The organism is Chryseobacterium foetidum (assembly GCF_025457425.1).
GTDB lineage: Bacteria > Bacteroidota > Bacteroidia > Flavobacteriales > Weeksellaceae > Chryseobacterium > Chryseobacterium foetidum.
The window spans coordinates 279014-301194 of record NZ_JAMXIA010000001.1 but is presented as its reverse complement, the minus strand read 5'-3'; the positions used below and the strand labels follow the sequence as shown (position 1 = coordinate 301194).

Genomic DNA, 22181 nt, shown 5'->3' with positions numbered 1-22181 from the left:
TCATAAAATTACTATCTTTGCTTTAAATTTAAAAATATTCATGGAGAAGATCGACAGCCTTAATCAAGTGGCAGAATTTCATACAACTTTCAAAGCACCAATTTTAGATACCCCTCAAATCCCTTCAGCAGACCGTTGCAACCTTAGAGTTGAACTTTTACAGGAAGAATTAAACGAATTAAAACAGGCAATTGCAGACAATGACATCGTTGAAATTGCTGATGCTTTGTGTGATTTGCAGTACGTTTTAAGCGGTGCTGTTTTGGAATTTGGTTTGGGCGAAAAATTCGTTGAGCTCTTCAATGAGGTTCAGCGTTCGAATATGTCTAAAGCTTGCGAAAATGAAGCACAGGCTCAGGAAACAGTTGATTTTTACAAAGAAAAAGACGTGGAATCGTTCTACGAAAAATCAGGAGAAAAATTTAATGTTTACAGAAAAGCAGATCACAAAGTTTTGAAAAACAAATACTACTCTCCTGCCGACCTTACACAAATTTTAGAAAAATAAAATGAAAAAATTAATTACAAAAATATTTGCTGCATCTGCTCTGTTTTTAGCTGCTGAGCAGATCAACGCTCAAAAAGTAGTCGTGAACAGAGAAGTGGAAACCACCGAAGACGGAAAAATGCTTTTGGGACATCAGCTGAAAGATCAGTTTCTGAAGGAGCCCTATTCAATATGGTTTGTGAAAGAAAGAGACGAATACGCTTTAGACCAAAATGCAATCAAAGATTTAAAAAAAGCAAAGCTTACAAGCTACGATCTTATCGTATTTATGGGAACGTGGTGCGAAGACAGCCACAGGGATTTTCCTCGTTTAATGAGAATTTTGGATGAATTAAAGTACCCCGAAGCAAAACTGACGATTATCGCTGTTAACAGAAAAAAAGAATCTCCTACCGGTGACGAAAGCCTTCACAATATCCAAAAAGTGCCTACGATTATCGTACAAAAATATGGCAAGGAAATTGGTAGAATTATAGAAATGCCTACCACAGGATACATCGAGAGAGACCTGGTAGATATTTTGAAAAAAGATGACAGCTCTGTTATCAAAGAAATTTTTAAACCGAAGTCTTGAGAAATATAAAAGTACCTATCGCATTTTTAGCAGGAATTATCTTAATGGTAATCCTGTTTTTTATTTTTAAATCCTGTCTGACACTAAACGATAAAAAAGAAACTTCTGAATATTATCTAATCACCAATCAGATTTCAAAGATGAATAAAATGGTGGTGATGGAGCAGAATACTTCTCAGATGCAGAAAAGCAAATTCAGCTACACATTTATGGGTGCAGAAATGACGAGCAACAACATCATTACCTACACCAAAACCAATGCACAGGTTTCCTATGATCTCAATAAAATGAAAATGGAAGTAGATTCCATCAACAAAAAAGTGATTATTACGGAAATTCCGGAGCCTGAAATCAGAATTACCCCGAGCGTGGAAATTCAGTCGATGGACGATTCTTTTATCAACAGAATTACAGAAAAAGATGTAAAAAATGTGACTCAGAAAGCGAAAGCTGCAGCTGTAAAATCTATCGATCAGAACAAACTCAGAAATGAGGGAAAGGCACAGCTTCTGGAAAATTTAAACAATATTTTTGTTTTGGCAAAGGCTTTGAACTATAAGATTGAAGATCAGACCGGCAAACTCGGCGTTCTCGGACTTTAAAAATTCAATGCTATGAGTACAGAAGAAGATAACAAAAAGAAAGAATCTGCAAATTCTGCAGAAACCAAAAAACAGAATGAAGATTTCCGCGATATTCCGGCTTCTTCAGATAAACAAAATCCACCTGACGTAGATAAAGAGGATGTACAGGAGTCTTCAAAAAACAAATCAGGAAAAACAGACAATACTAAGTGAGAGCTTAGTATTTTTTTTGCTGAATATTTCGGAAAGGTAGAATTTCAGAAATATTCTTGAAGCAAATAAATTGCAGTTTTAAGGATTTATAATATCCGTTTGTCTTTATGACATAAAATTTTCGTATTTTTGCATCCTAAAATTTCTTAGTAAACAATGATAAAAATTACACTTCCAGACCAAAGCGTCAGAGAATTTGAAGGAGAAGTGACTCCTTTGGATGTGGCAAAATCTATTAGCGAGGGATTGGCTAGAAATACCATTTCCGCAGTTGTAAACGGCACACAAGTCGAAGTTACCACGCCTATAACCACAGATTCTACGGTACAGCTTTTAACATGGAATGATGATCTTGGAAAGAAAGCCTTCTGGCACTCTTCTGCCCACCTTTTGGCGCAGGCTATCCTTGAATTTTATCCAAACGCTAAGTTAACGATTGGTCCGGCCATCGAAAACGGATTTTATTATGATGTAGATTTTGGAGACGACAGTTTGTCTGACAAGGAATTCGAAAAGATTGAGAAAAAAGTTTTAGAAAACGCAAAAAAAGGATCAACATTTTCTCTATACCCTGTTTCTAAAGAAGAAGCTTTAAAAACGTATGCTGATAATCCTTATAAAGTTGAATTGATCTCCAATCTTAACGATGGAGAAATCACTTTTGTAACACATGACAACTTCACAGATCTTTGTCGTGGAGGGCACATTCCGAATACAGGAATTGTAAAAGCTTTTAAAGTTTTAAATGCTGCGGGTGCTTACTGGAGAGGAAATGAAAAGAACCCTCAATTAACCAGAGTATACGGAATTTCTTTCCCTAAACAGAAAGAATTAACGGAATATCTTGAAAGATTAGAGGAAGCAAAAAGAAGAGATCATAGAAAATTAGGCAAAGAATTAGGGATTTTCGCTTTTTCTGAAAAAGTTGGACAAGGTTTGCCTTTGTGGTTGCCTAAAGGCGCCGCTTTGAGAAAAAAACTGGAAAATTTTCTTTCCGTTGCTCAGAAAAAGGCAGGTTACGAATTTGTGATTTCGCCACACATCGGTTCAAAAGAACTGTATGTAACTTCTGGTCACTGGGATAAATATGGAGCAGACAGTTTTCAGCCGATAAAAACTCCGAATGAAGGAGAAGAATTTATGCTGAAACCAATGAACTGCCCGCACCACTGTGAGATTTACAAAACATCACAATGGAGTTACAGAGATTTGCCAAAAAGATATGCAGAATTCGGTACTGTTTACAGATACGAGCAAAGTGGAGAGCTTCACGGTTTAACGAGAGTTCGTGGATTTACTCAGGATGATGCGCATTTGTTTTGTACGCCGGATCAGCTGATGGATGAATTTAAGAAAACGATTGATTTGGTTCTTTATGTTTTCGGTTCATTAGGATTTGCTGATTTTACAGCTCAGATTTCACTGAGAGATCCTGAAAATAAAGAAAAATACATCGGTACAGACGAAAACTGGGAGAAGGCAGAAACAGCGATTGTAACTGCTGCTACAGAAAAAGGTCTGAATACTGTAACTGAATACGGCGAAGCTGCATTCTATGGTCCTAAACTGGATTTCATGGTAAAAGATGCTTTAGGAAGAAAATGGCAGTTGGGAACCATTCAGGTGGATTACAATTTGCCTGAAAGATTTGATCTTTGGTACACAGGAAGCGATGGCGAAAAGCACAGACCGGTGATGATTCACAGAGCGCCGTTTGGTTCTCTTGAAAGATTCATTGCGATTCTGATTGAGAATACTGCTGGAGATTTCCCGTTGTGGCTGGCTCCGGATCAGTTCATTATCCTTCCGATCAGTGAAAAATATACAGATTATGCGAAAAAAGTTTCACAACTTTTAGAAAATCACGATATTAGCGGATTAATTGACGACAGAAACGAAAAAACGGGTAAAAAAATCCGTGATGCAGAATTGAAAAAGATCCCATTCATGATTGTTGTAGGAGAAAATGAAGAGAATGATGGCACAATTTCTGTAAGAAGACGTGGCGAAGGTGACCTTGGTGCGATGAGCATCGAAAACTTTGTCTCTTACTTTAAAGAGCAGTCGAAAACAGGATTTGAGTTTGGCGTATAGCTTTTAGCTGATGGCTACCGGCGAAACGAAAATTCGAGATAGAAAACGCAGTTAGGAGAAGAATTCACCAATTGCAATAAGAGAAAATTAACCAATAAAATTATAATACAATAGCACAAAGATTTAACAACAGGGGCCCACAAAGACGTCCTGTACAGGAGGACTTACACTTGATCAACGATAAAATTCGTGTGAGAGAGCTTCGTTTGGTGGGCGATAACGTAGAGCCGGGAATTTATCCTATCGATAAAGCAAGACAGATTGCCGCTGAGCAGGATCTGGATTTGGTAGTGATTTCCGATAAGGCAGAACCGTTTATTGCAAGAATACTGGAGTACAAAAAATTCCTTTATGAGCAAAAGAAAAAGCAAAAGGAACTGAAGGCTAAACAAATAAAAGTGGTTGTAAAGGAGATCCGTTTTGGGCCTCAGACTGACGAGCACGATTATGAGTTTAAGAAAAAACATGCTGAGAAGTTTCTTGAGGAAGGTTCTAAACTGAAAACCTACGTATTTTTTAAAGGCCGTTCGATCATCTTTAAAGATCAGGGAGAAATTTTACTTCTGAAACTTGCTCAGGAACTTGAGCACGTGGGAAAAGTAGACCAGCTTCCTAAGCTTGAAGGGAAAAGAATGATCATGATGATGAGCCCTAAAAAGCCTGCGAAATAACAGCACAAAGTTTTCACAACTATATTAAAACCTCAATTTTTTGAGGTTTTTTTATGTTATTTCCGTAAACTGTATTAATCTTAAAATGCGTTTTTGTTAATTTGCACAACAATCTAATTTTGCAACTTTACTTAGACTAAAACCTGATGAAATCTGTCCACTATTTCTATTTTATAGTGATTTTAGTATTATTCTTTTTGGGATGTGCATACTATTATCCGTTTATTTCTGATGACAGTCTCATCTCATTAAGATATGCAGAGCGGTTTATTTCTGGAAAAGGTCTTTCATGGAATGACGGTCATCCCGTTGAAGGATATTCTAATCTTTTGTGGGTTTTGCTTGTTTCAGTTTTGGGTAAAATAGGATTGAATTTAATATTGTCAGCCAGGATATTAGGTATTCTTTGTTCAATCGGAACTTTAATAGTAATTTTCAATTATTTAAAAAATAGATTTACTGAAAAGGAAAGTATTTTCATTCCTTTGATTTTACTTACCACTACTCCGTGTTTTGTCATTTGGGCAATCGGAGGTTTGGAACAGCCGCTTTACATTCTACTTTTAACATTGGTTTTAACAGAGGTTTCAAAAATTATTGATCAAAATTTTAAGAGACTTTTTTTTCTGTCAATCTGGCTTGGACTTTTAGCTATCACAAGACCGGATGGATTTCTTTTTACCTTAACAACCACAGGATTTTTAGTTTTAATTAATAGAAAAGATAAGTCTAAAATTTTCCAAATTATTTTGACTGTTGGTGCAATTCCTACTTTATTTTTGGAAGGACAATTATTATTCAGATACAGTTACTATGGTGAGTTTGTTCCGAATACAGCTTTAGTTAAGGTTAGAATTACAATGCATCACATTTTAAGAGGCGGATTTTATACTGTAAAAGCGTTTTTCGGAACACTTATTCTTTCAGCAGCCGGATTGTATTTTTTATATCTATCAGTTTTCAAAAAGAAAGATTTATTTGCTTTATTTCTGTTTCTGAACATTACAGCGTGGGGATTGTACATCACTTTGGTAGGAGGAGATATTTTCCCGGCTTACAGACAGTATTACGTGATAATTATTCTATTTGTTTTTGCAATTATCTGCGGATTAAAATATATCAGTTTTAAACAAACCAACAATAAAAAAAAATGTATTCTTGTTTTTGTATTCATTCTAAATGGATTTTTGCAACATTTTATTCCTGCAAATCGAAGTGCAATTGATGAAAGATGGGAATTTCGGGGAATGAAATTGGGCGAAAACTTAAAATCAACTTTTCCAAAGCAGACCTTGATTGCTGTAACTGCAGCAGGTTGTATCCCTTATTCATCACAATTACCAACTATAGATATGCTTGGATTAAATGATTACTATATTCCACGTCATCCACCAAAAAACTTTGGAAACGGGCTTTTAGCTCACGAGCTGGGAAATGCCGGTTATGTGATGACAAGAAATCCTGAGATTATTATTTTTGATACAGGAAGCCATGCCCACGATTTGCAGTATAACATAACCCTACAACTGATAAAAAATCCTTTGTTCAGAAAAAGATATATCGAATCTACGGTTCAGGATGATAATTTTAAATACATTTTATACTTTAATAAATATTCAGAAAATACAGGAATCAGAAGATTAAAAAATGAAATTTCAATCCCGGGATACTTGTTTTCAGGTAATAAAGAATCGTTTTCGGTTTTTAAAAATGGTGAAGTTTTAAAAGTTCTGGAACCTTACAAAGCTTATTATTTAAAACTTGATGATGTTAACGGAACAGATTGGTTTTTAAAGACGGTAAATAATCAATTACTGAGTACTTTGGAATGTACTTTTCAGCAAGACGGCAACAGTGTGGTGATAAAACTGAGGTCTTCAAAAAAAATATTATTAAAATCTGTGGTTTTAGAATCTGCGAATTGATATATTTTGTATCTTTGCGGTCTTGTTTGCGTGAGGGATAGTAATGAAAAGCCCACAGCAAGCGGAGGGAAATGCGGAGGCGCGAGGACTTGTAATGGATAGCCCGACCCGAAGGAGTGAATGCAGCGAAGCGGAATAAACGACTGAGGGGCACGCCCAAAATCAATGTAACAATTTAACAATGTATCAATGTAACAACATTGGTAAACTGGTAAACTGATTCATTGGTAGATTAAAAGATATTGATAACAAAACATAAAAAAGCAGAACAATGCCAAAATTAAAAACGAAATCAGGTGCTAAGAAGCGTTTTGCTCTTACTGGTTCTGGTAAGATCAAAAGAAAAAATGCTTACAAAAGCCACATTTTGACTAAAAAAGAAACGAAGCAGAAGAGAAATCTTACTACTACTTCTTATGTAGCGAAAGTGGACGAAAAAAGCGTTAAGCGTCAATTAGCAATTAAGTAGTTTTTATAAATCCTTATTCGGTTTATAAGAATTCAAACAAATTCAAAAATTTAACCCTGAATTGCAGCCCAAAAGTCTGATGAAACAAGCAGCGCTGAATTCAAAAAAACAATTACATTATGCCTAGATCAGTAAACTCCGTAGCTTCAAGAGCTCGTAGAAAAAAAGTATTAAAGCAGGCTAAAGGTTTTTTCGGTAGAAGAAAAAACGTTTGGACCGTAGCTAAAAACGCGGTAGAAAAAGCAATGTCTTATGCTTACCGTGGTAGAAAAGAGAAGAAAAGAAACTTCAGATCTCTTTGGATCACTCGTATCAATGCGGGAGCCAGAGAGCACGGAATGTCTTACTCTCAGTTTATGGGAGCTCTTAAAAAGAACAACATCGAGCTAAACAGAAAAGTTCTTGCAGATCTTGCAATGAATCATCCAGAGGCTTTCAAAGCTGTTGTAGATCAAGTAAAATAATTTAAACTATTTTGTTATCAATATAAAATCCTGAGTTTTTTGCTCGGGATTTTTTTATTATCTAAATTTGTTCTAAGTAATAAAATTTAAAGTGAAAAAAGTACTTACCATTCTGTCTTTAGGTATTCTTGGTGTTTTCCATGGGCAAACTTTTATCCAGGCGTATCAGGACAGAGCCAACCAGGTGACGCAGACGAATATCACCAGCCTCCTGCAGCAGTTTTCCAACCTCGGAATCAAAACCACGGGATCAGTTGCCAACGATAATACGTTGGCATGGCTGAAAAACCAATATCAGGCTTACGGATACACGGCAGGTCAGATGACGGAAGATACTTTCACCATTGGAAGCAGTACTTCGAAGAATTTAATCGTTACCAAAACGGGAACTGTTTATCCTGATATTTATGTGATTATCTGCGGACATTACGACACGATTAACAGTCCGGGTGTGAGCGACAATGGCAGCGGAACCTCTGTTTTGCTTGAAGCTGCAAGAATTCTGAAAGATGTTCCTACAGAATATTCTATTAAATTCATTCATTTTTCGGGGGAAGAACAAGGGCTTGTTGGAAGCAACCATTATGTGAACAATGTGGTTTTTTCAAACAATGTGCGTCAGCTTAATTTAAAGGTTGTCTTTAATATTGACCAGGTTGGCGGCAAAATTAGTAATCCCAGTAACACAGTTACGTGTGAAAGCGACCAAAGCGGTCAGACCGGCAACAACGCAGCATCGCTTGCAATGACTCAGCAACTTGCGGCATGTACAGGACTGTATTCTCCTCTATCGGTGAATATGTCTAATGCTTTTTCATCAGATTACATTCCTTTCGAAAACAAAGGCGACATCATCACCGGTTTTTATGAAACTCCTGTGAGCGGAAATCAACATACTCCCAATGATACTTTGGCGAATGTAGACCCTGTTTACGTTTTTAAAGTGGGTAAGGCAGCTGTGGGAGCTCTGCAGCATTTTGCAGTTGCTACTACAGTTCTTGCGATTGATGAAGCTCAGAAAAATTCAGATCAGATTAAAATTTATCCAAATCCTGCAAAAAACATTTTGCATATTGAAACGCCGGCTTCTTTAAAAAACTTTACGGTTGAAATTTCTGATATGAGCGGAAAACTCGTTTTAAAATCAGAAAATCAGAATGAGATTAATATTTCGCAAATCAGTTCCGGAAATTATATCTGTACAATCAGTTTTAACGGTGAAAAGACATCAAAAAAGATCATTATTGAATAATAAATTTAAAAACTAACAGCTTACAAAACTCATGATTAAAAAAATTCATTCTCTCCTGCTTTTGTCATTTGCAGCGACAGGTTTTCATGCTCAAAATGCAGTTCCGGCATATCAGACCAGAGTTGATATGGTTTCAGAAAAAAATATTGTTGCCAATCTGAAGGAATTTGAAAGTTTGGGAATTAAAACCACAGGTTCTAAAGAAAATGACAACGCCTTCAACTGGATTAAAAACAAATATCTTTCTTACGGATTTACCGAAGACCAGATTTCTGAAGATCCTTTTAAAATGGGCAGAGCAGAATCTAAAAATCTGATTATTACCAAAAAAGGAACCGTTCATCCAGACAAATACATTATCATCTGTGGTCATTTCGACAGCATCAACGGTCCTGGCGTAAACGACAATGGCAGCGGAACTACCATCATTCTGGAAGCTGCAAGAATTTTAAGAGATGTGCCTACCGATTATTCAATAAAATTTATCCATTTTTCAGGTGAAGAACAGGGATTGAAAGGAAGCAAACATTATGTAGACAATGTAGTTTACAAAGATAATGTTCGACAGTTTGATATTAAACTGGTTTTCAATCTTGATCAGGTTGGCGGCAAAAAAGGGCTTTTCCACGATACGGTGTACTGCGATGAAGATCAAGGAGGAACGTCTAAAAACAATAAAGCCTCAACAGATGCGACGAAAAATTTAATGAAATATGTTACGCTTTATTCGCCTCTCAAAGCCGATATCGATCCTGCTGAAGATACCGATTATATCTCTTTCGAGAGAAAAGGCGAAGTGATTACGGGTTTCTTTGAATATCTCCGAAGTGAACTTCCACATACACCGGATGACACTTTTGCCAATACAGATACAAGATATGTTTTCAATATTGGCAAGGCAACGCTTGGTGCTTTGCAACATTTTGCTGAAGCGTCGAAGGTGGACAGTGACGGGAAATAATTATTTGATATAACACGAAACCTGCAGAAATGCAGGTTTTTTTATTGATTTCTTTCCAACAGAATTTTTTCAATTTCATTTAAAGAAAAGTTTTTTGCTTTCAGTAAAATTAAAAAGTGATATAATAAATCTGCAGCCTCATTTTTAAATAAGTCAGCATCGTTATCTTTTGCTTCTATCACCAGTTCTACAGCTTCCTCTCCCACTTTCTGAGCGACTTTGTTGATGCCTCGCTGAAATAAAGAATACGTGTAAGAATCTTCAACCTGATCATCAATTCTCTGAGCTATTTTTTCTTCCAGTTCATACAGAAAACCTTTGGAATCTTTCTCGCCAAAACAGCTGAAAGTTCCGGTGTGGCAAACAATATTTGTTGGAATCACTTTAATTAAAACCGTATCCTGATCACAATCAATCTGAATGTTTCTTACTTTTAAAAAATTTCCTGACTCCTCACCTTTCGTCCATAATCTGTTTTTTGAACGGCTAAAAAAAGTGACAATGCCTTCATCTTCTGTTTTGTTAAAAGCTTCTTCGTTCATGTAACCCAGCATTAAAATCTGCAAAGTTCTGTCATCCTGAATAATGACCGGAACCAATCCATCTGTTTTATTAAAATCTATTTTCATCTTACACTAATGTTTCTGTTTTTTAATTCATTTTTTAAGTCATCAATTCGAATTTCTCCAAAATGAAAAACGCTTGCTGCTAAAGCTCCGGTAGCTTTTGTAAGTTTAAAAACATCTTCGAAATCTTCCTTTTTTCCCGCTCCACCCGAAGCAATCACGGGAATATTTATATTTTCAGAAATGAGTTTCGTCAATCTTAAATCAAAACCGTTTTTTGTTCCGTCGCCATTCATTGACGTTAAAAGAATCTCGCCGGCTCCCAGTTCTTCTGTTTTTTTTGCCCAATCCAATGTTTTCAACGGAGTCATTTCCCTTCCGCCTTTCACAAAAACCCAGTCTTCATCATTAACAAATTTCGTATCAATCGCCACGACGATGCACTGACTGCCAAATTCTTTTGCCAGTTCAGAAATCAGATATGGATTTTTCACTGCAGAAGAATTGATACTGATTTTATCAGCTCCTGCTTCCAGAAGTTTCCTGACGTCTTCTACGGACGAAATTCCGCCGCCAACTGTAAAGGGTATACTCAGTTCTTTCGCAATATTTTTCACCAGTTCTACAAAAGTTTTTCGCTCTTCAATGGTTGCTGTGATGTCGAGAAAAACCAGTTCGTCAGCTCCTTCAATTTCGTATTTCTTGGCTAAGTCAATGGGGTTTCCGGCGTTTCTCAGACCCTCAAAGTTGATTCCTTTCACGGTGATTCCGTCTTTGATATCGAGGCAGGGGATTATTCTTTTTTTGAGCATTTTTTCTTATTTGTTATGTGTAATGCTGATAGGATTTCATCCTATCCTTTGTTAAAGCGTCCCGTCGGGACTTGTTGATGTAAGTTTTTAAGCTGATATGTTCCTCTAAAAAGTTTATAGTGACTAGAATGAATTTAGTTTAAAGAAATCCAAATTTAGTTTTCAATAAATTTCTGCAAGTCTTTCAGAGCAATTTTACCTTCATAAATTGCCTTACCGATTATTGTTCCTGCACAACCAATTTCTTTCATCAGAAAAACATCTTCAATACAGGAAATTCCGCCACTTGCTACCAATTGTATTTTTGTTTTCTCTAAAATTTCCTGATATAATTCTGTGGAAGCACCTTCCAGCATTCCGTCTTTTGAGATGTCAGTACAAATCACATTTTGAATGCCCTTATTCTGAAAATCCAAAATAAAATCAATCACATTTTTATCACTTTCTTCGAGCCAGCCAGCAGTTTTTATCTTTTTGTTTTCGCAATCTGCACCAAGAATTACTTTTTCAGCGCCGTATTTTTCAATTAGTTGAAAACAAAACTCAGGATTCTGAACGGCGATACTGCCAATTGTAATCTGTTTTGCTCCACAGTTAAATGCGATTTCAATATCATTTTCAGTTTTCAGTCCACCACCAAAATCGATGTGCAAAGAAGTTTCTTTCGCAATATTTTCAAGTACTTTCTGATTAACAATATGTTTTGATTTTGCTCCATCCAAATCTACTAAATGAAGAAACTGAATTCCAAAACTTTCAAATTCTTTGGCGACTTCAAGCGGATTTTCGTTGTATATTTTCTTGGTATTGTAATCACCTTTCGACAGTCGCACACACTTTCCGTCGATGATATCTATTGCAGGTATAATTTTCATATGTAGTTTTTATTGTTTTAATAAGTCATCCCGAAGAATAGCGACAAGTGACGCAATCGCACTTTTTTCACGGATATTTCTATTTGCAATCATGGCGTTTTCATTTTTAAAGTTTTAAAAAGTTTTTAAACAACTCATTCCCATACTTTCCTGATTTTTCAGGATGAAACTGAGTCGCAAAGAAATTATCTTTCTGCAGTGAAGCACTGAAAGGCAAAATATAATCACAGACCGAACTTGTATTTTCTGATAATTCACAGTAATAACTGTGAACGAAATACAGATCATTTTCCTCCGAAATTTCTGAAAATAAAAGAGATTTCAAATTTGAAACATTATTCCAACCCATGTGCGGAACGAGATTTAGTGGGGGGAACTTTTTCACATCGCAGTCGAAAATTCCCATTCCAACCGTATTTCCTTCTTCATTATTTTTACACATCAGCTGCATTCCGAGGCAAATTCCCAAAACAGGTTGACTCAATGACGGAATCAATTGATCCAAACCCTTCTCTTTTAAAACTTTCATCGCCGAAGAAGCTTCACCAACCCCCGGAAAGATTACTTTTTCTGCGTTTTTTATCAATTCAAAATCATCTGTAATCATTGATTCAAAACCCAGTCTCTCCAAAGCATTCTGAACGGAATTCACGTTTCCGCCGTTGTATTTTATAATGGCTATCATCTTATAAACTTCCTTTTGTTGATGGTAAATTGTAATTTTCATCGGTTTGATTAACTGCCATTTTTATTGCTTTTGCAAAAGCCTTAAAAATAGATTCAATCTTGTGATGCTCGTTTTCACCTTCCGATTTAATATTTAAATTGCATTTTGCGGCATCTGTAAATGACTTGAAAAAGTGGTAAAACATTTCCGTCGGCACATCGCCAATTTTTTCCCTTTTAAAATCAGCTTCCCAAACCAACCAAGGTCGTCCGCCAAAATCAATTGCCACCTGAGAAAGACAATCATCCATTGGAAGCAGAAAACCATATCTTTCAATCCCTTTTTTCTTTCCCAAGGCTTGTAAAATAGCTTCTCCGATTACGATTCCTGTGTCTTCAATGGTATGATGTTCATCAACCTGCAGATCTCCGTTTACCTTGATTTTCAAATCTAAATTTCCGTGCTTCGAAATCTGTTCAAGCATATGATCAAAAAAATGTAAACATGTAAAAATTTCAGAATTTCCGCTTCCATCAAGATTCACTTCGACTTCAATTTCGGTTTCATTGGTCTTTCGGTAAGCTTTAGCTTTTCTTGGAATTTGTTTTAAAAACTGATAGATTTCGTTCCAGTTTTTTGTGGTTAAATCAGCATCCTTATTTTCAGATTCATTGATGAAAATACTTTTTGAACCTAAATTTTTAGCCAATTGAATATCGGTTAAACGATCTCCGATGACAAAGGAATTTTTCAAATCATAATTGCCGTAAAGATATTTTCCCAACATTCCGATTTCAGGTTTTCTGTTTGGAGAATTTTCATGTTCAAAACTTTTGTCAATTAAAATATCAGTGAAATGAATACCTTCGTTCTCAAAAGCTTTCAACATTTTATCCTGAGGTTTTATGAAGTCTTCAAAAGGAAAACTCTCCGTTCCCAAACCATCCTGATTGGTGACCATCACCAGTTCGTAGTCCAGTTCTTTTGCAATTTTGGCTAAATTTTGAAAGACGAAAGGATAGAATTCAAGTTTTTCCAAAGAATCAACCTGAAAATCTGTTGGCGGTTCTAAAATCAGTGTTCCGTCGCGGTCGATGAATAGTACTTTTTTCATTTTAAATATTTTTCAGAACATTTATTAGTCTTTCATTTTCATTTCGGCTTCCAACATTCAGCCTGATACAGCTGGGAATCTGAAGGAATCTTTTGCTGGTCAAAATTTCATTTTCAATTAGTTTAGCGTAAACTTTTTCGGCATTTTTAAATTCAATCAAAAAGAAATTGGCATCTGTTGGAAAAACTTTTGAAATGCATTCTAAATCTTCAAGTTGATATTTCAGCCATTGCCGCTCTTTCAAAATTTCATTTAAATTATTTTGAAAATCTTCAATCTGATCTAATTTTTCAAGGACTAAATTCTGACTCAGAACATTGACGTTGTAAGGCGATTTTACCGTGTAAATTAAATTCGTTATTTCTGCGGAAGAATAAGCAATTCCAACCCTCGCACCAGCCAATCCCCACGCTTTGGAAAAGGTTTGTAAAACGATGAGATTTGGATATTCACCGATCAAGTCTAAACAGGATTTTTGTTCTGAAAACTCAATATAAGCTTCGTCAATCAGCACAATTCCATCAAAATTTTTGATGTAAAATTCAATGTCACTGATTGAATTTCCGGTTGGATTGTTGGGCGAACAGAGAAATAAAATTTTGAGTTGATTTTCCTGAATGATATTTAAAAATTCTTCCTTTATTATATCAAAATCTTCATTCAGATTAAGCTGTAACACTTTGTTTTCATTGATTGTTGCGTAAAATCCATACATCGCGAAAGATGGATTCATTACCAGAACAGAATCTTTTTTCGGTTCACAGAAAATTTTAATAATTAAATCTATCAGTTCATCACTTCCATTTCCGATGGCAATCTGACTTGGTAAAATGTTTTTTAAAGCTGAGATTTTTTCTCTCAAATTTCTGTGCGTGGAATCCGGATAGCGGTTAAATTCCCCAAATGGACTCTCGTTTGCGTCCATCAGCAAAGGGTTTTCAAAAGCATTATTGTCTCTGAAACTGATGTATGGTTGCAGTTCCAAAATATTTTTTCTAACTAAATTTTTAATATTTATTGTTGTCATAATTTTATTTTAACCTGATAAACACTGCATTTTTATGAGCTAAAAGACCTTCTGCTTCCGCCATGAGTTCGATTGTTTTCCCTAAATTCTGTAAGCCCTCTTTTGAAAGATTCTGAAATGTAATTTTCTTCACAAAACTGTCCAGCGAAACTCCGCTGTAGTTTTTCGCAAAACCGTTTGTTGGTAGCGTATGATTGGTTCCACTGGCGTAATCTCCGGCGCTTTCACAGGAATAATTTCCGAGAAAAACTGAACCTGCATTTTGAATTTGGTCAATATATTTTTCGAAATCCTTAACTGCTAAAATCAAATGCTCAGGAGCATACAGATTGCTGAATTCCAAAGCTTCTTCTACAGAATCCAATAAAATAAAATGGCTGTTATTCAAAGATTGCTGTGCAAATTCGTTTCGTGGAAGTACCTGAATCTGTTTTTTAACTTCTTCAATGGTTTCATTTAAAACTTTTAAGTCGGTTGAAATAAAAATCACCTGACTGTCGCTTCCATGCTCTGCCTGAGATAACAAATCTGCTGCACAATATTCAGGAACAGCATTTTCATCGGCGATGACCAAAACTTCGCTCGGTCCGGCAGGCATATCGATGGCGACTCCAAAACTTTGGGCAAAATCTTTTGCCGCAACCACAAACTGGTTTCCAGGGCCAAATATTTTATACACATTCGGAATCGTTTCTGTACCGAAAGTCATCGCAGCAACCGCCTGCGCTCCACCTACTTTAAATATTTTTGAAACGCCGCAAAGCTTTGCTGTATAAAGAATTGCCGGATTGATATTTCCGTTTTTATCTGGAGGTGTACATAAGATAATCTCTTTGCAACCCGCCAGTTGAGCAGGAATTGCGAGCATTAAAACCGTTGAAAAAAGAGGAGCTGTTCCTCCGGGAATGTAGATTCCCACTTTTTCAATGGCTCTGTTTTCCCTCCAGCAAAAGACGCCTTTTGTGGTTTCGATTTTTTCAACTTCAACTATTTGTGAAGCGTGAAATTTGGTAATATTTTCTTTAGCAATCTGAATAGCTGATTTTAAATCTTCTAATATTGAATTTTCTGCATTATTGATTTCTTCAGCAGTTACATTTAGCAGATTAATTTTAGCAGAATCAAATTTTTCTGCATAATTGATCAATGCCTGATCTCCAATTTTTTCAACTTCTGCAAAGATTTCTTTGATGGTTTCCGAGATTTCCTGCCTTTTCAAAACCGGCCTTTTGGTTAATTCAAACCAGTTTTCTCTTTTTGGATTTTTATAAATATTCATCTTAAATTACCATTTTATCGATTGGAATGATTAAAATATCCTGTGCACCTTTCAGTTTCAATTTATCGATGACATCCCAGAAACGTTCTTCGTCGATAACGGAATGAATGCTGCTCCAACCCTCTTCAGCAAGCGGAATAACCGTCGGACTTTTTAAAACGGGAAGTACATTTGAGATTTCTGAAATCTTATCGTTGGGAACATTCATCAGAATATATTTTGAATTTTTAGCCTTTAAAACCGCTTTAATTCTGAAAAGTAATTTGTCTAAAATTTTCTCCTGAGAAGCATTGAGATTGATATTTTTTGCCAGAACAGCTTCGGATTTTAGAAGTGTGACCGTCTCACGCAATCCATTTTTAAATAAAGTACTTCCGGAACTTACAATGTCACAGATTCCGTCTGCCAGTCCGATGTTGGGAGCGATTTCCACGGAGCCTGAAATCACGTGAATATCAGCCTGAATGTTATTTTCGCTTAAATATTTTTGAAGTGTGTTGGGATATGATGTGGCAATCTTTTTTCCATTGAAATATTGTGGTTGATTGGTATCAATGTCTTTCGGAATGGCGAGAGAAACACGGCATTTTGAAAAGCCTAATTTCTGTACAATTTCATTTTCTTTCTGTTTTTCTGCCAGAAGATTTTCTCCAACGATGGCGATATCAACTACTCCATCCTCGAGATATTGTGGAATATCTGAGTTTCGGAGATACATAATTTCCAATGGGAAATTGTCTACCAAAACCTTCAGCTGGTCTTTGCCGTTGTTGACAGAAATGCCGCAGTCTTTGAGAAGCTGAAGAGATTCTTCGTACAACCGGCCGTTTTTCTGAATGGCAATTTTTAGTTTACTCATTACTTTTTTTAAAGTTTTAGTCTGAGTAAATGAAGAGGATTTATGAAAATTTCACAGAAATTTGGAAACAAAAAAACCGTCCTTACTCAGACGGTTTTTAATTTATTTTTTATGAATTCAACACAAAATATCAATCACTTCCGCCTTAGCTGAGATGATGATAATGATGAAGTGTTGAGAAATTCGGTTTCATTTTTTGAAATATTGTGATACAAATGTAGAGTTTATTTTTAAACCTGCAACAGTTTTATGAAATAATTCTTTGATAAAGATTCATGAGTTCGTTAGCAATCGGCTCGTCATTAAATTTTTGAACAAAGTCAAAACCCTTATCAGCACGGCGTTTACGTTCAGATTCATTTTCCCACAGAAACTTTATTTTCGCCTGAATGTCAAGATGACTTTTTGGATTAATATAAACAGAATCAGGACCTCCGGCTTCGGGAAGACAGCTTGTGTTGCTCGTAATCACTACAGTTTTTGAAAACAAAGCTTCAATCACCGGAATTCCAAATCCTTCAAAGAAACTTGGGTAGACAAAAATGTCGGCGAGTTTATAAATCACCGCCAGTTCATCCATCGAAACGCCTGTCAGAAACTGAACATCAATTTTATTTTTATCAATTTCCTTTTCAACAAGTTTGAAATATTTCGGCTTTTTAGTTCCAACAACCACCAAAGGAATCTGAGTTCCCTGAAGTGCTTTCACCACATTCAATAAATTTTTCCGCGGCTCAATAGTTCCGACATTCAGAATAAATCTTTCAGGAAGCTGAAATTTTTCCTTTACCTTTTTAATAAATTCTTCAGATTGATTTTCTTTAAAAGCATGATGACAGCCCTGATAAATCACTTCAATCTTGCTTTCCGGAACTTTTAAATAATGAATAATGTCATCTTTAGTCTGCTCAGAAATCGCAATGATTTTATCAGAAGACTGTGCGGCTTTTTTAAACTTCCAGAAGTGAATTTTTCTGTCAATCCATGTGTAATACTCCGGATACCTTTCGAAAATCAAATCGTGGATGGTCACCACTTTTTTGATTGGTTTGCTGTTCCATTTCAAAGGCAGTTCACCGGAAAGTCCATGAAAAATATCTGCACCGGCATTCTGCGCATCTGTTCCCATTTTAAACTGTCGGGACAAAGTTCCTTTCGAAGTTTTGAGATAAGAGATATTGGAAAGCTTTAAAATTTCAGCTCCTTTTTCCGAGGTCTTTTTACTGATTAGAATATTTTGATTTTCAGGAAAATACTCTGCAAGAATTCTTACCAAATCCCGGGAGTAATTTCCCAGTCCTGACACGCTTGAAAAGATGCGTTTTGCATCAAATGCTATCTTCATCTTCTGGTTTTATAATATTTTGAGTCAGTTGTTTTTTCTTCCAGTGCTCAGATTTGTCACCGTAAAGAAAGAACTTACCCATTTTATATTTGAACTGCATTTTGTTATCGTAATGAGGTGCCAAAAAGCGGTGAGGAATATCGGGATTTTCGGCAAGACATTGTTTGATAGAGTCTGTATAAATAGTTGGTCCCGTAGTTTTGTGAACATTGTGAGGATAAGGATTATTTTTAATATTATCCAGAATATTCTCTAATGTTTTCTGTAAAAATGGGTGTCCGGCTGCATAAACCAGACCCCATTGTACATAATATGTCGGCGGAATTTCATCCGTTACCAATGCCACATCGTCTTCACGAATAAGCTTTCTCAACGGGATGTTTATTCCACTGTCTACATCGAGGTAAACACCACCTTTTTTATATAAAATGGCATACCTGAAAAAATCTGCTTTGGCAGCTCCAATGGTCAATCTGTTGTAAGCTTTGGAATATTCCGGTGGAAACTCATCTTTAAAAAAGCTCTGAATTCTTTCATCATCGTAAAAATGATATTCGTATTCAGGGTTTTTTTTGAGCATTCTTTTAATATAAAACCTCGTAATCCAGGGTAATTTACTTGTTTTAAAAGTCTGAAATATTTGCTTTGGAATTGCCATTACAGAATGATTAAACAGCTACGTTATTCTCTCTCAAAGCATCATTAAGAGAAGTTTTTTTATCTGTGGATTCCTTTCTCTGACCAATAATCAAAGCACATGGAACCTGATATTCTCCCGCTGGATATTGTTTTGTATAACTTCCCGGAATTACCACTGAACGTGCAGGAACTCTTCCTTTAATTTCAACAGGAGTTTCTCCTGTAACATCAATAATTTTGGTTGAAGCTGTCAAGACTACATTAGCTCCCAAAACTGCTTCCCTTTCAACGTGAACGCCTTCTACAACGATACATCTTGAGCCGATAAAACAATCGTCTTCAATGATGACAGGTGCAGCCTGAAGTGGCTCCAAAACTCCACCAATACCTACACCACCACTCAGGTGAACGTTTTTACCGATCTGTGCACAACTTCCAACAGTCGCCCATGTATCAACCATTGTTCCTGAGTCCACGTAAGCACCGATATTTACGTAAGACGGCATTAAAATAACTCCTGATGCTATGTAAGCTCCTTCCCTTGCGATCGCGTGTGGTACAACTCTCACTCCTTTTTCCGCATAGTTTCTTTTCAAAGGCATTTTATCGTGAAATTCAAATGGTCCAACTTCAATAGTTTCCATTTTTTGAATTGGGAAATACATTACAACAGCTTTCTTTACCCATTCATTTACCTGCCATCCGTTTTCAGTAGGTTCTGCGGTACGAAGCTCGCCTTTATCAACCAAAGAAATAACCTCTCTGATTGCCTTTTGGCTGTCTTCATTTTGTAGTAATTCTCTGTTGTCCCAGATGTTTTCGATAGTTTGTTGTAATGACATTTTTTATTTGAATTTTGTTAAAATAATGAGTTCAAAGATACAAAAGTTTTATGCTAAAATATACGTATGAATTTTGGCTAAAATATGTTGTGCAAAAAATAAAAGTTGCTTATAAAACGCGTTGTGCGTGCAGGTAAGCTTTGTTCCAGTATTTTTCATTTAAGGAAGAAATTATAACCCCTTTTGATGTTGATGCATGGATAAATTTTATTTCACCATCGCTTTCTATAGTGTGAACGATTCCTACGTGAGAAACTTTTGATCCACCCGCAGTTGCAAAAAACAGAAGATCTCCGGGTTTTGTATCCGAAATATTAATTTTTTTTCCGAAATCTGCCTGATCAGCAGATCTTCTTGGAAGTTTTAAACCGTTTTCATCAAAAACTTTCGTGGTTAGTCCGGAGCAGTCAAATCCTGATGAACTATTGCCGCCAAACTTGTAGGGACTTCCCAGATAGTTTTCAGCATCTTTAATGATTCTTCTTGCTGATGATGATATCTTACCGTCAAAATCTGAATCTAGTTTTCTGAGATTTTCTGTTTTCGAAATTGATTTTGTAGAAGATTTGCTTTTGGATGCGGCACTTTTTGAGCTTCCACAGGAAATTGTCAGCAGTGTGGCGACAAAAGAAAGAATGATGATTTTTAAAAGGAAATTTTGTTTCATTTTCAATACTTACCAAAAACTCATCAAAGATAATAATTTTGTTTTTGTAAAAATAAAAAAAGCACCGTAAAATACGATGCTTTTCTGCGGAGAAAGAGGGATTCGAACCCCCGGACCTGTTACAGTCAATAGTTTTCAAGACTATCGCAATCGACCACTCTGCCATTTCTCCTTAAACTCCGATTGTATCGTTGTTTTCAGTGGTGCAAATATAGAGTGTTTTTCAATTCTGACAAAATATTATTTAAATAAAATTCAGGTTTAATTATTAATCAGTTAAAAATCAGATTAATTAATTTTTGATTTAGCTCAACTTAAATTAATTCCTGCGTTTTCATACCAAGAATCACTGCTCCAAAGCCCAGGATCAGACTCAGAAAAACATAGAGAAACAAAGTTGTATATTCCTGATTCTGCCATAGTGAATAATTTTCCACTGAAAATGCTGAGAACGTTGTAAAGCCACCACAAAATCCTGTAATCAAAAAATATTTGAGGTAATGATCGGCTTTCAGGAAATAGGAAGTTAAAAAACCAATCAAAAGACATCCCGCAATGTTAACTACAAAAGTTCCCATCGGAAATGAGTTAACCGTCCAAAGTTTTTGGGTGTAAAACGACATCAGATAACGTGCAATGCTACCAACTCCGCCACCGAGAAAGATGAAAAACAGATTTTTCATGTTAAAAAAGAAACGCACCCAAGAGGTGCGCTTCGTATTTTGTAATTAAAATTAATTCAATTCGGCAAGATACTTTTCAGCATCCATAGCCGCCATACAACCGCTTCCTGCCGCTGTAATTGCCTGTCTGTAGATGTGATCCTGAACATCTCCTGCAGCAAATACGCCCGGAAGATTGGTTCTTGTAGAACCTTTTTCAGTAGCGATATATCCGTTTTCGTCTAAATCGATTTGTCCGACAAAAATATCTGTATTCGGCTTATGTCCGATAGCGATGAAAATTCCGTGAACGTCTACTGTAGATTTTTCCTGAGTCTGGTTGTTGATGACCACTGCTCTTTCCACTAAATTATTTTCACCTTCAATTCCTATTAATTCGTGATGGAATTTCACTTCGATATTCGGTGTATTTTCTACTCTGTGGATCATCGCTTTCGAAGCTCTGAACTCGTCTTTTCTTACCAACATGGTCACTTTATTCACCAATTTAGCAAGATAGGTAGCTTCTTCCGCTGCGGTATCTCCCGCTCCTACTACAACTACATCTTTTCCTCTGTAGAAAAATCCGTCGCAGGTTGCACATGCGGATACTCCTCCACCGTTGTATTTTTTTTCGTCGTCTAAACCTAAATATTTTGCTGTAGCTCCGGTAGAAATAATCACAGATTTTGCTAAAATTTCTTTGTTTCCGGCGTATAATTTGTGAATACCGCCAACTTCTTTTGAGAATTCAGCTTTGGTAATCATTTCGTAATGCACTTTTGTGTCAAATCTCTCTGCCTGTTTCTGCAAATCCATCATCATTTCAGGACCTGTAATTCCTGCAGGATATCCTGGAAAGTTATCAACTTCCGTAGTAGTTGTCAATTGTCCACCTGGCTCCAAACCGGTGTAAAGTTCGGGTTTAAGGTCTGCTCTTGCCGCATAAATTGCTGCGGTAAAACCAGAAGGTCCTGATCCTACGATCACACAATCTAAAATATTTTGCTCCATAATTTATTTGTCATTTTCAAGGGTGCTAATGTCGGAATTTTTAATGTTTTATTAAAGAAAATTTAATGATAGTTGTCAATATTTAATATGTTAAAAGT

The 22181-nt window shown here is 36.1% G+C and carries 25 protein-coding genes and 1 tRNA gene; 11 read left to right on the top strand and 15 right to left on the bottom strand.

The annotated features are described in order from the left end of the window. Nucleotides 1–40: 40 nt before the first annotated feature. The 11 genes from NG809_RS01395 (at nucleotide 41) to NG809_RS01345 (ending at nucleotide 9715) form a co-directional block, all read left to right on the top strand. Nucleotides 41–508 (top strand): nucleoside triphosphate pyrophosphohydrolase family protein, encoded by a 468-nt coding sequence (locus NG809_RS01395; protein WP_262147396.1) that lies wholly within the window; start codon nucleotides 41–43, stop codon nucleotides 506–508. Nucleotide 509: 1 nt separating this feature from the next. After that, nucleotides 510–1082 (top strand): TlpA family protein disulfide reductase, encoded by a 573-nt coding sequence (locus NG809_RS01390; protein WP_262147394.1) that lies wholly within the window; start codon nucleotides 510–512, stop codon nucleotides 1080–1082. After that, entirely contained in the window at nucleotides 1079–1684 is a 606-nt protein-coding gene (locus NG809_RS01385) for a DUF4230 domain-containing protein (RefSeq protein ID WP_262147392.1), read from the top strand. The genes NG809_RS01390 and NG809_RS01385 overlap by 4 nt, the downstream gene beginning before the upstream one ends. A 12-nt stretch (nucleotides 1685–1696) precedes the next feature. Beyond that, nucleotides 1697–1879 (top strand): hypothetical protein, encoded by a 183-nt coding sequence (locus NG809_RS01380; RefSeq protein WP_262147390.1) that lies wholly within the window; start codon nucleotides 1697–1699, stop codon nucleotides 1877–1879. A gap of 156 nt (nucleotides 1880–2035) precedes the next feature. After that, nucleotides 2036–3973 (top strand): threonine--tRNA ligase, encoded by a 1938-nt coding sequence (gene thrS, locus NG809_RS01375; protein ID WP_262147388.1) that lies wholly within the window; start codon nucleotides 2036–2038, stop codon nucleotides 3971–3973. A gap of 170 nt (nucleotides 3974–4143) precedes the next feature. Continuing rightward, a complete protein-coding gene (gene infC / locus NG809_RS01370; RefSeq protein WP_185113201.1) occupies nucleotides 4144–4644 on the top strand; it encodes a translation initiation factor IF-3 in 501 nt (166 codons plus the stop codon). Between the two features lie 146 nt (nucleotides 4645–4790). Beyond that, nucleotides 4791–6569, top strand: a complete 1779-nt coding sequence (locus tag NG809_RS01365) for a glycosyltransferase family 39 protein (RefSeq protein ID WP_262147384.1) — start codon at nucleotides 4791–4793, stop codon at nucleotides 6567–6569. Between the two features lie 271 nt (nucleotides 6570–6840). Continuing rightward, on the top strand, nucleotides 6841–7038 hold the full coding sequence (gene rpmI / locus NG809_RS01360; protein WP_027385360.1) for a 50S ribosomal protein L35: 198 nt from the start codon (nucleotides 6841–6843) through the stop codon (nucleotides 7036–7038). Between the two features lie 119 nt (nucleotides 7039–7157). Continuing rightward, the gene (rplT, locus tag NG809_RS01355) at nucleotides 7158–7502 is read left to right on the top strand and encodes a 50S ribosomal protein L20 (protein WP_262147379.1); all 345 of its coding nucleotides are present in this window, start codon (nucleotides 7158–7160) and stop codon (nucleotides 7500–7502) included. Between the two features lie 91 nt (nucleotides 7503–7593). Further along, nucleotides 7594–8754, top strand: coding sequence for a M28 family peptidase (locus NG809_RS01350; RefSeq protein ID WP_262147377.1), 1161 nt, complete (start codon nucleotides 7594–7596; stop codon nucleotides 8752–8754). A gap of 31 nt (nucleotides 8755–8785) precedes the next feature. Beyond that, entirely contained in the window at nucleotides 8786–9715 is a 930-nt protein-coding gene (locus NG809_RS01345; RefSeq protein WP_262147375.1) for a M28 family metallopeptidase, read from the top strand. Nucleotides 9716–9756: 41 nt separating this feature from the next. Here NG809_RS01345 and hisIE read toward each other — a convergent pair whose 3' ends face one another. From hisIE to trxB, 15 genes are all read right to left on the bottom strand, one after another. Next, a complete protein-coding gene (gene hisIE, locus NG809_RS01340) occupies nucleotides 9757–10344 on the bottom strand; it encodes a bifunctional phosphoribosyl-AMP cyclohydrolase/phosphoribosyl-ATP diphosphatase HisIE (protein WP_262147373.1) in 588 nt (195 codons plus the stop codon). After that, on the bottom strand, nucleotides 10341–11093 hold the full coding sequence (gene hisF, locus NG809_RS01335) for an imidazole glycerol phosphate synthase subunit HisF (RefSeq protein ID WP_262147372.1): 753 nt from the start codon (nucleotides 11091–11093) through the stop codon (nucleotides 10341–10343). The genes hisIE and hisF overlap by 4 nt, the downstream gene beginning before the upstream one ends. Before the next feature lie 155 nt (nucleotides 11094–11248). After that, nucleotides 11249–11968, bottom strand: coding sequence for a 1-(5-phosphoribosyl)-5-[(5-phosphoribosylamino)methylideneamino]imidazole-4-carboxamide isomerase (hisA, locus tag NG809_RS01330; RefSeq protein ID WP_262147371.1), 720 nt, complete (start codon nucleotides 11966–11968; stop codon nucleotides 11249–11251). Between the two features lie 106 nt (nucleotides 11969–12074). Continuing rightward, on the bottom strand, nucleotides 12075–12653 hold the full coding sequence (gene hisH, locus NG809_RS01325; protein WP_262152540.1) for an imidazole glycerol phosphate synthase subunit HisH: 579 nt from the start codon (nucleotides 12651–12653) through the stop codon (nucleotides 12075–12077). A gap of 1 nt (nucleotide 12654) precedes the next feature. Next, a complete protein-coding gene (gene hisB, locus NG809_RS01320; RefSeq protein ID WP_262147369.1) occupies nucleotides 12655–13749 on the bottom strand; it encodes a bifunctional histidinol-phosphatase/imidazoleglycerol-phosphate dehydratase HisB in 1095 nt (364 codons plus the stop codon). A 1-nt stretch (nucleotide 13750) separates the two neighbouring features. Then, on the bottom strand, nucleotides 13751–14776 hold the full coding sequence (gene hisC / locus NG809_RS01315) for a histidinol-phosphate transaminase (protein ID WP_262147367.1): 1026 nt from the start codon (nucleotides 14774–14776) through the stop codon (nucleotides 13751–13753). 4 nt (nucleotides 14777–14780) lie between these two features. After that, nucleotides 14781–16055, bottom strand: a complete 1275-nt coding sequence (gene hisD, locus NG809_RS01310; protein WP_262147365.1) for a histidinol dehydrogenase — start codon at nucleotides 16053–16055, stop codon at nucleotides 14781–14783. A gap of 1 nt (nucleotide 16056) precedes the next feature. Continuing rightward, nucleotides 16057–16914 carry an ATP phosphoribosyltransferase gene (gene hisG, locus NG809_RS01305; RefSeq protein WP_262147363.1) on the bottom strand — a complete coding sequence of 286 codons (858 nt, stop codon included), beginning with the start codon at nucleotides 16912–16914 and terminating at the stop codon, nucleotides 16057–16059. Nucleotides 16915–17161: 247 nt separating this feature from the next. After that, entirely contained in the window at nucleotides 17162–18259 is a 1098-nt protein-coding gene (locus NG809_RS01300) for a glycosyltransferase family 4 protein (protein WP_262147361.1), read from the bottom strand. After that, nucleotides 18243–18917 carry a glycosyltransferase family 32 protein gene (locus NG809_RS01295; RefSeq protein ID WP_262147359.1) on the bottom strand — a complete coding sequence of 225 codons (675 nt, stop codon included), beginning with the start codon at nucleotides 18915–18917 and terminating at the stop codon, nucleotides 18243–18245. The genes NG809_RS01300 and NG809_RS01295 overlap by 17 nt, the downstream gene beginning before the upstream one ends. Before the next feature lie 10 nt (nucleotides 18918–18927). Then, nucleotides 18928–19740 (bottom strand): 2,3,4,5-tetrahydropyridine-2,6-dicarboxylate N-succinyltransferase, encoded by an 813-nt coding sequence (locus NG809_RS01290; RefSeq protein WP_262147358.1) that lies wholly within the window; start codon nucleotides 19738–19740, stop codon nucleotides 18928–18930. A gap of 109 nt (nucleotides 19741–19849) precedes the next feature. Next, on the bottom strand, nucleotides 19850–20407 hold the full coding sequence (locus NG809_RS01285; protein WP_262147357.1) for a C40 family peptidase: 558 nt from the start codon (nucleotides 20405–20407) through the stop codon (nucleotides 19850–19852). An 87-nt stretch (nucleotides 20408–20494) separates the two neighbouring features. Next, a tRNA-Ser gene (locus NG809_RS01280) sits at nucleotides 20495–20579 on the bottom strand. A gap of 142 nt (nucleotides 20580–20721) precedes the next feature. Beyond that, nucleotides 20722–21090, bottom strand: coding sequence for a fluoride efflux transporter CrcB (crcB, locus tag NG809_RS01275; RefSeq protein WP_262147355.1), 369 nt, complete (start codon nucleotides 21088–21090; stop codon nucleotides 20722–20724). 51 nt (nucleotides 21091–21141) lie between these two features. Then, a complete protein-coding gene (gene trxB / locus NG809_RS01270) occupies nucleotides 21142–22083 on the bottom strand; it encodes a thioredoxin-disulfide reductase (RefSeq protein ID WP_262147352.1) in 942 nt (313 codons plus the stop codon). Between the last annotated feature and the right edge of the window lie 98 nt (nucleotides 22084–22181).

What these genes read in the sequence shown, in the direction of transcription:
- NG809_RS01345 (WP_262147375.1), top strand. Translation starts at nt 8,786, where the DNA reads ATGATTAAAAAAATTCATTCTCTCCTGCTTTTGTCATTTGCAGCGACA.
- hisB (WP_262147369.1), bottom strand. Translation starts at nt 13,749, where the DNA reads ATGAAAAAAGTACTATTCATCGACCGCGACGGAACACTGATTTTAGAA.
- NG809_RS01300 (WP_262147361.1), bottom strand. Translation starts at nt 18,259, where the DNA reads ATGAAGATAGCATTTGATGCAAAACGCATCTTTTCAAGCGTGTCAGGA.
- hisH (WP_262152540.1), bottom strand. Translation starts at nt 12,653, where the DNA reads ATGATAGCCATTATAAAATACAACGGCGGAAACGTGAATTCCGTTCAG.
- rpmI (WP_027385360.1), top strand. Translation starts at nt 6,841, where the DNA reads ATGCCAAAATTAAAAACGAAATCAGGTGCTAAGAAGCGTTTTGCTCTT.
- hisF (WP_262147372.1), bottom strand. Translation starts at nt 11,093, where the DNA reads ATGCTCAAAAAAAGAATAATCCCCTGCCTCGATATCAAAGACGGAATC.
- NG809_RS01390 (WP_262147394.1), top strand. Translation starts at nt 510, where the DNA reads ATGAAAAAATTAATTACAAAAATATTTGCTGCATCTGCTCTGTTTTTA.
- rplT (WP_262147379.1), top strand. Translation starts at nt 7,158, where the DNA reads ATGCCTAGATCAGTAAACTCCGTAGCTTCAAGAGCTCGTAGAAAAAAA.
- crcB (WP_262147355.1), bottom strand. Translation starts at nt 21,090, where the DNA reads ATGAAAAATCTGTTTTTCATCTTTCTCGGTGGCGGAGTTGGTAGCATT.
- hisD (WP_262147365.1), bottom strand. Translation starts at nt 16,055, where the DNA reads ATGAATATTTATAAAAATCCAAAAAGAGAAAACTGGTTTGAATTAACC.
- NG809_RS01395 (WP_262147396.1), top strand. Translation starts at nt 41, where the DNA reads ATGGAGAAGATCGACAGCCTTAATCAAGTGGCAGAATTTCATACAACT.
- hisC (WP_262147367.1), bottom strand. Translation starts at nt 14,776, where the DNA reads ATGACAACAATAAATATTAAAAATTTAGTTAGAAAAAATATTTTGGAA.
- thrS (WP_262147388.1), top strand. Translation starts at nt 2,036, where the DNA reads ATGATAAAAATTACACTTCCAGACCAAAGCGTCAGAGAATTTGAAGGA.
- hisA (WP_262147371.1), bottom strand. Translation starts at nt 11,968, where the DNA reads ATGAAAATTATACCTGCAATAGATATCATCGACGGAAAGTGTGTGCGA.
- hisIE (WP_262147373.1), bottom strand. Translation starts at nt 10,344, where the DNA reads ATGAAAATAGATTTTAATAAAACAGATGGATTGGTTCCGGTCATTATT.
- NG809_RS01380 (WP_262147390.1), top strand. Translation starts at nt 1,697, where the DNA reads ATGAGTACAGAAGAAGATAACAAAAAGAAAGAATCTGCAAATTCTGCA.
- NG809_RS01365 (WP_262147384.1), top strand. Translation starts at nt 4,791, where the DNA reads ATGAAATCTGTCCACTATTTCTATTTTATAGTGATTTTAGTATTATTC.
- hisG (WP_262147363.1), bottom strand. Translation starts at nt 16,914, where the DNA reads ATGAGTAAACTAAAAATTGCCATTCAGAAAAACGGCCGGTTGTACGAA.
- NG809_RS01290 (WP_262147358.1), bottom strand. Translation starts at nt 19,740, where the DNA reads ATGTCATTACAACAAACTATCGAAAACATCTGGGACAACAGAGAATTA.
- NG809_RS01285 (WP_262147357.1), bottom strand. Translation starts at nt 20,407, where the DNA reads ATGAAACAAAATTTCCTTTTAAAAATCATCATTCTTTCTTTTGTCGCC.
- trxB (WP_262147352.1), bottom strand. Translation starts at nt 22,083, where the DNA reads ATGGAGCAAAATATTTTAGATTGTGTGATCGTAGGATCAGGACCTTCT.
- NG809_RS01295 (WP_262147359.1), bottom strand. Translation starts at nt 18,917, where the DNA reads ATGGCAATTCCAAAGCAAATATTTCAGACTTTTAAAACAAGTAAATTA.